The sequence below is a fragment of the Oligoflexus sp. genome (assembly GCF_035638955.1).
Taxonomy (GTDB): Bacteria; Bdellovibrionota_B; Oligoflexia; order Oligoflexales; family Oligoflexaceae; genus Oligoflexus.
Genome location: NZ_DASQYZ010000303.1, coordinates 1 through 6,601 on the forward strand (window position 1 = coordinate 1; position 6,601 = coordinate 6,601).

At 49.6% G+C, this 6,601-nt stretch carries 6 protein-coding genes; all 6 read left to right on the forward strand.

Annotation, left to right across the window (positions count from 1 at the left end):
* Nucleotides 1–298 precede the first annotated feature (298 nt).
* Nucleotides 299–736, forward strand: a complete 438-nt coding sequence (locus tag VE954_RS27640; RefSeq protein WP_324958982.1) for a single-stranded DNA-binding protein — start codon at nucleotides 299–301, stop codon at nucleotides 734–736.
* A gap of 300 nt (nucleotides 737–1,036) precedes the next feature.
* Complete coding sequence (locus VE954_RS27645; RefSeq protein WP_324958984.1) at nucleotides 1,037–1,462, forward strand: RusA family crossover junction endodeoxyribonuclease; 426 nt, start codon at nucleotides 1,037–1,039, stop codon at nucleotides 1,460–1,462.
* Nucleotides 1,459–2,412, forward strand: a complete 954-nt coding sequence (locus VE954_RS27650) for a hypothetical protein (protein WP_324958986.1) — start codon at nucleotides 1,459–1,461, stop codon at nucleotides 2,410–2,412. The genes VE954_RS27645 and VE954_RS27650 overlap by 4 nt, the downstream gene beginning before the upstream one ends.
* Before the next feature lie 90 nt (nucleotides 2,413–2,502).
* Entirely contained in the window at nucleotides 2,503–2,904 is a 402-nt protein-coding gene (locus VE954_RS27655) for a hypothetical protein (protein ID WP_324958988.1), read from the forward strand.
* Entirely contained in the window at nucleotides 2,901–4,760 is a 1,860-nt protein-coding gene (locus tag VE954_RS27660) for a chemotaxis protein CheB (RefSeq protein WP_324958990.1), read from the forward strand. The genes VE954_RS27655 and VE954_RS27660 overlap by 4 nt, the downstream gene beginning before the upstream one ends.
* Before the next feature lie 332 nt (nucleotides 4,761–5,092).
* On the forward strand, nucleotides 5,093–5,482 hold the full coding sequence (locus VE954_RS27665) for a hypothetical protein (RefSeq protein WP_324958991.1): 390 nt from the start codon (nucleotides 5,093–5,095) through the stop codon (nucleotides 5,480–5,482).
* Nucleotides 5,483–6,601 lie beyond the last annotated feature (1,119 nt).

A 6,601-nucleotide genomic window follows, 5' to 3' on the forward strand; every position in this document is an offset into this window, starting at 1 on the left:
CGATGCTGGGCTTTAAAACATTCATGTCGGCCGCTAAAATCATTGCCGGAATCGAGATGATGGCCATGATCAAGAAAGGCCAGCTGGACATCCGGGGCTCCAAACCATTCGAACAGTTTTACGCCCTGGCAGGATAATTGCGTCCGGGGAATGATCCCTTCAGAAACTCACTTCGACCTTGGAAATGTTTGCGACAGAGCCTGATTGCCACCATCATTTTTCTATTCCTGATTCCGTTTGCCGTCTTTGCAAGTGGTTTTGTGATTGGCTATTTCAGCGGAAAGGCGGCTCGTAACGCATGAGCAGCGTAAACCTCGTCATTCTCGTTGGCAGACTCGGAAAATCGCCGGAGCTGAAGCACACGCAAAGCGGAGTTCCCTGGTGCCGGGTGGGTCTCGCCACTACTGAAAGTTGGACCAATCAAGACGGTGAGCGGCAGGAGAAAACCGAGTGGCACAACATTGCCTTTTGGAAAAAGCAGGCTGAGAATGTGGCTAAATTTTGCAGCAAGGGCTCACAACTTTATGTCCAGGGTCGTCTGGAAACCAGATCCTGGGATGATCAAAACGGGCAGAAAAGGTATCAGGCGGATGTTGTCGCCGAGGTGGTGAAGTTTCTGGACAGGCGACGTGAACGCGAGGAAAGTCCGCCTGTCACACCAAGGAAGCGTTCAGGCACAGATCCAAACGTCGAAGGTGTCTTCGGTACTGATGATCTCGGGGATATCCCGTATTGAAACAGCTCGCCCCCAAAAGGGCGAGCATGAAGTGTAGTTCTATGAAGTCTTGGGTTCGCTATCGGGCTCAATCCTAACCATTTCCTGAAAGGCCGGCAATATGATTTTCAAAATAGGAAAAAGCCCCCGTTATGTGTCCGGGCGGCAAGGCTTCTGCGTAGAAGCTCCAGAGATTTGCGAGACTTTAAAAGCTTATCACGGACGCGCGGGCTGAAAGTGGGAAAAATTTGCACGCTGGAATTAAAAACCCGCCCCGCTGCATTCGCGGGCGGGCGCCAAAGAGATACTGAAAACTTTCTGTTGTTCTTAAAGTTTACCATACCTCTGGAACCGGAGGGGAAAAAGGAAGCTCGCAGAAATCAGAATGGGCATGTCTTCAAACATCCCGATACCCGGCGCCGGATGGAGGAGATTGCAGGCATTGTCCGGGCTCAATATCCGGGTGAACCCATCGATGGTCCCATCTTTCTGAGAATCAACGCCTACAGGACCAGACCCAAAGGAAAAAAGCACGAGGTTTATGCTGCGACCAAACCCGATTGCGACAATATTGAAAAATTAATCGGGGACGCACTGGAAGGAATTCTCTGGGTAAACGACAGCCGGATTGTGGATGGGCGGTGCTTAAAGAAGTACGCGCCCATGGGTGTCCCCGGGTGGATTGACATTGAAGTAGGCAAACTTGATGTGACAGCAAGGGAACCATTTTTAGAGGAAATAATATGACGGTATTTGCACTGAATTCGATTCCAGTAATCGTAGATAGAAAGATAGTGATCAATGGTGAAGCCCGGCTCGCCCGACTGATCAGATTTGACAGCGAAGAAGGTCTGACCACAACTCGGCTGGCGGAATTGCTTAATGTGGCTGAAAGTACCATTCGCCATCACATCAAAAAGCAAGCCGTATGTGCGCGCACACTGTCTGCGCACATAAAGCATACACTTAAAAACTCGAATATAATTCCTATCAAATCTCACGGGGGTCTCTTCCTATCCCGTGAAGGCATTGAAGTTCTTGTCAAAGTTATCAATACCGAAGAAGCGTGGGAAGTATATCGGCAACTTTGGAATGACGCGCGCGAGCTGGCTGCACTGAAGCCGATTCTTGCAGAGTTGCAGGCAAAGCATGACGCCACACTCGCGGAATTCAATCGAGTGTCGGCTGAACGGGACCGTTATGAAAGCGAAAGAGATTCCGTCGCACAGCATGCTGAAGAACTGGCAAGTATCAACCTAAAACTGCTCGAAACTTTGAAGACAAAGGATCGGCAGCTCACGGAATCTAAAGCCAGGTTTAAGGCATCTGTTGACTTCATCGAAACAAAAGGCAAGGGAAAGAAAAAATATCGGCACTGCGTTGCTGAGTTTGAGTTTGCCGGCGTAAATATTTTTGAATGCCATCAGTACAGCGTTACCGTTAGAAAGCTGCAGCTTGAAGAGATGGACGACAGGCAGCGGAATTCACACGCTATACAAAAATCCGTGACTACAGCCTATGGCATTGCAAAATTAGTGCAGCAGAGACTCAAAGGGATCAGCTCATTGAATCCGGAAATTAATAAAAAGGCCGATAGCTTCTGCGATGCCGGGAGAGATCTGGTCGAGGCGATTTTACCGCCGACAGGCTCTGTGTTTTGTTTGAAAGCCGGCGAACCAATCGCATACCTGAACTGAATCATGATGCCAATTTAAAATCGGAATCAAGATGGATCTAAGCATGGAAACCCTTCAATCACTGAAATCAAGGAAGCCACCAGCCAGATAGTGATCGCCTTCGGGCAAATCAGCGAAGCCACCAAGGAACAATCGCTTGGTATCAAGCAATCCTCCATTGCCCTTGATCAGATGAATATTGCCACATCAAGTACCAATGCCATATCCAGCGAAAGCGCAAGGCTCGCAGGCGAGATGTCGCGGGAAGCTTCATCGTTTTTTGGACTTTCCCGCAAGCTCCGCTGCTTCCTGACTGATGAAACAGATGACAGCCCCGCCGTGGTTTCGACCATCCCTGCTCTTCAAAGAACCAATGACACTGAAAGGGGAGCTGGCCTGGATCCTTTGCATACGCCATCGCAAACCCAGCTGGACGATCGTCTTCTTGAACGTCTGGCTGAGCGATCTGAAAGGAGCAAGAGCCCCGATCGGAAAGATGAGTCCGCGGCATGATTCTGAGCACAGAAGAAAAGGACTTTCTCTTTAGGCCGGCCAGGCGCTTGACCGGCGCCAACAGCGAAGCACGATATGAAGTACTGGTGCAGAATGTACTGCGTCGCATGCGGCAGTTGGGTGCATCTGATCTCGGAAGCTACCTGAAAATTGCAGAAATCAATGATCGTGAATATGGGGAGCTTATTTCCGCTTTGACCATTCATACCACGTCATGGTTTCGAGAGGAGCCGCATTTTGAGGCCTTTGCACATTATTTGAATGGCCGTTATAGACAGAGCAGTAACGAGACCTTCGCTTTCCTGTCTGCCGCATGCTCGACGGGCGAGGAGCTTTTTTCCTTCGGCATGCTTCTGGAATACTTCAGACGACGGCACCCTGCTTTTCAATATAGTTTGGAAGGATGGGATATCGACCCAGTCAGCATCGAGAAAGCGCAGACCGGCCGTTTTGAAAGTCCACACGGCATGACTGAACCCTGGCAATCCTTGCTGGCATCAATGAGCCTGGCGACCACATCCCATGAAAGAATCGTCTGCCAGGACATTCTTCGCCGCGCGAGGTTTTCCGTAACCGACCTCAGCAAGCCGGAAAACTGGCCAAAACGGGGTCCTTACCACTGGATTGCCTGCCGCAATGTATTGATCTACCTTCAGCCTCAGCAATCGGTAAAGACCGTTCAGCGGTTGGCAGGAAAGCTTTTTCCGTCAGGTCGTCTTTGTCTTGGGCATTCCGAAGCGGCCCTCGGCCTTGATGCCAAACTTCGGCCTGTGAGTGAATCGATCTTTGTAGATCATGGAAGGCCTTCTGTGACTCGCCATGAAAAAACAAAGCCAAGCGTGTTGGTGATCGATAATTCCTTCACAGCTCGGCAGCTGCTTGTGAAAGGATTTAACGCACGGGGTTTTCAATGCTTTGAGGCAGAAGACACGCAGGCTGCTGAAAATATTTTTGCAGAAGGACTTGACCCTCAAGTGATCACTCTGGACCTGCAAATGCCTAGCGAAAACGGTATTGCCTGGTTGCGTCGTAAACGCAAGGCCGGTATGCGAAAGCCCGTGTTCATTGTCAGTGATTTTTCCGACAGTGAAAAATCCGCGGTGGTTGAATCTTTCACGGAAGGACTGACGGATTATTTTCCAAAATCAGGGCTGCGTTTGGAACTTGATGAACTGCTTGATCGAGTCCAGGCGGTGGTGCGCATTGCGGCTCCGCCGGTCGAAACTGCAAAGATGCAGTTACGTCAGGCGAATTTTCATCGACAGAAAAACAAATTTGATGTGATCCTGATCGGAGCCAGTACCGGCGGCATCGAGGCAATTTGCCGTTTGCTGGCACGGCTCGGTCCTGGTCATCCGCCGATTGTGGTTGTCCAGCATATCCTTAAAAATTTTGCCAAAGCTATTGCCATGCGCATCGGCAAAGCCGCGGAACTAAAAATTGCCGAGATTTCCGGACCTACGCCGCTCCAGTCTGGTCACCTTTATATGGCGCCAGACGATGTGCATCTAACGCTTAGTAAAGGATCCAATGGACTAAGGATATCATCAGATGACTGTCTCGCGGCGCAATTTGGACAAAAGCCCAGCATTGACGTCCTGTTTCGTTCTGCAGCCCGCATCGAAGGAGTGTCGTTTCTGGCCATCCTTCTGACCGGAATGGGCAAAGATGGGGCCGAAGCCCTCCTGCTTCTAAAAAATCAAGGTGCCACAACCCTCGTACAAGACCTCGCGGAATGTGTAGTTCCGGGCATTCCTGCCGAAGCCATTCGCCTCAATGCGGCCCAGCTCGTCCTGAGCATCGATGAAATGCGTCGTTTTCTATTACTGACTACGAATAGGGCTCATAGCGCCTGAATCGGGCTGGAGTGAAGCTCATAGCTGGAGGCATTCTCAACCTCATCGGTGCCGCTCGAGTGACACATTCCGTGATATTCAAAGGTATCGTGAGAAGGAATTGTACCTTGTGCACACTGAATTACGTCGGAGACGAGTTTCCATGGTTAAACTTTAAGAACCTCTACTGTTTTTTGATAATGGCTAATTCCCATCGCCTTGCTCGACTTGCTGAAATGATTGATGCATTTGATTTTAAGGATAAATTCATACAATGTTTAACTTGTGGGATGGAAGATCATGTAGATCTTTTTAAGTCAAACGCGATGTCTTAACTTGAAAGGATGTCCCTCATGAAGCTAAAAATCCTTGCAATCTTAACATTTGCCAGCGCCACCATCCTGATTCAATCATACGCACTAGCACAGAGTTTGCCGTTCAATATCTACCAGGGGCCCATTACTAGAGGAGTCCGACCATGGGCTTCACTTGGTCAATGGATTAATAATGCAGCCGTGCAAAGCTCATTTATGCAGGTTCCAGGGTCTCGCGGGCTTTATATGAATGTCTGGACAGGCCAGTATTATTCCGTAACCCCTGAAGGGGACATCGATTTAAGCCGCTCAGGTCAAAATTATGAGGGTTCACTTGCGGCATGGGACGTGTGCTTCGATGGGGGCGGAGGAGACGCTTGCATGGCAAACGTCGACTATAGGATAAAAGCCATCCTTCAGACCTATTGAACATACTCTTTCCATGATTACGCGCTTTCTCAAGTCGGAAATCGGCTGCGATGTCGAGGTTGAAAATACGGTCCTGACAGGTCTGCAATCCAGGGCCCCGGACAGAATGCTTAGGGATTCATCAAATCATCAATATGATTGACTAAAAGCCGCCTCCTGGGGGATGCAATCCTCCTCCTCAGGAGGTTTTTTCAATGCAGTCTGACATACGTTTTTCCTTTTCCCTGGCCGATCAATACGAGGCGAGTGCTGACGTCAGAAGCTCAAACGTCGCATCCGGCTCCAAGATTTCATACTATAACCAGCCCGCTGAAAGGGACGGGGTATGGTTTTGGGGATTCTGCTCTATATTTTTCTGTGGCTGCACCAGAACCCAGGAGAAATAGGCCCAGGGACTTATTGAGTTTCATTTTGTTGCTTGTTGGGCCATTGAAGCTGTCTGCCGGGTAACTATCGTATCCATTTGCTGATCAAATGGCCTTTGTGTTAGCAAGGGCTTCTGTACCCACCTTGCACCTGCAACACGTAGGCAGAGGCCTTGAACTTTTTCAAAGCAATCGTACGCGCCCCGGTCCGAATATCTGCCAACATAGGTTATTGTGGCTGTCAATCAATGACTTCAAGGCCGGAAAGGATTGGAGCTGGAGCTGTCACACAGCCACAATTTCGGCGACCGACTGATTGAAATGGGCGTCCACATTGGAGGCAGTTGCAAATTTTTATGTGTATACTGCTGAGGCCCAGCTGCTGACGGGCTTTGTTCTGCTGCTGAAGCTCCCTGATAACAAAAGGGGGAAGCACCTTAAGCATCTGCGGAAGAATGGTGCAACTGTCAGGTGAGAATTTTTGTTTCGATGTTGAATGTTCCATGCAAGGCTCCCTTTGTTCCATGCGCTGTCCTGCTTTGGGTGCGCACATATTCAAGCCACAATAAACAAATTTCTGTCTTACCCGGTGCCGCTGCTATCGACAGTATGCAAGCGCGAGGAAAGGGAGAGGTAAATCCGCCGCCACGAATAGCCCGTTGCAACTTGATCCCCATCATGTAACACCCAGCAACGTTTGTTTGTCACATGGCAGACGACGCCACGTCTGCCAGCAATTTCAATAATTTTACCC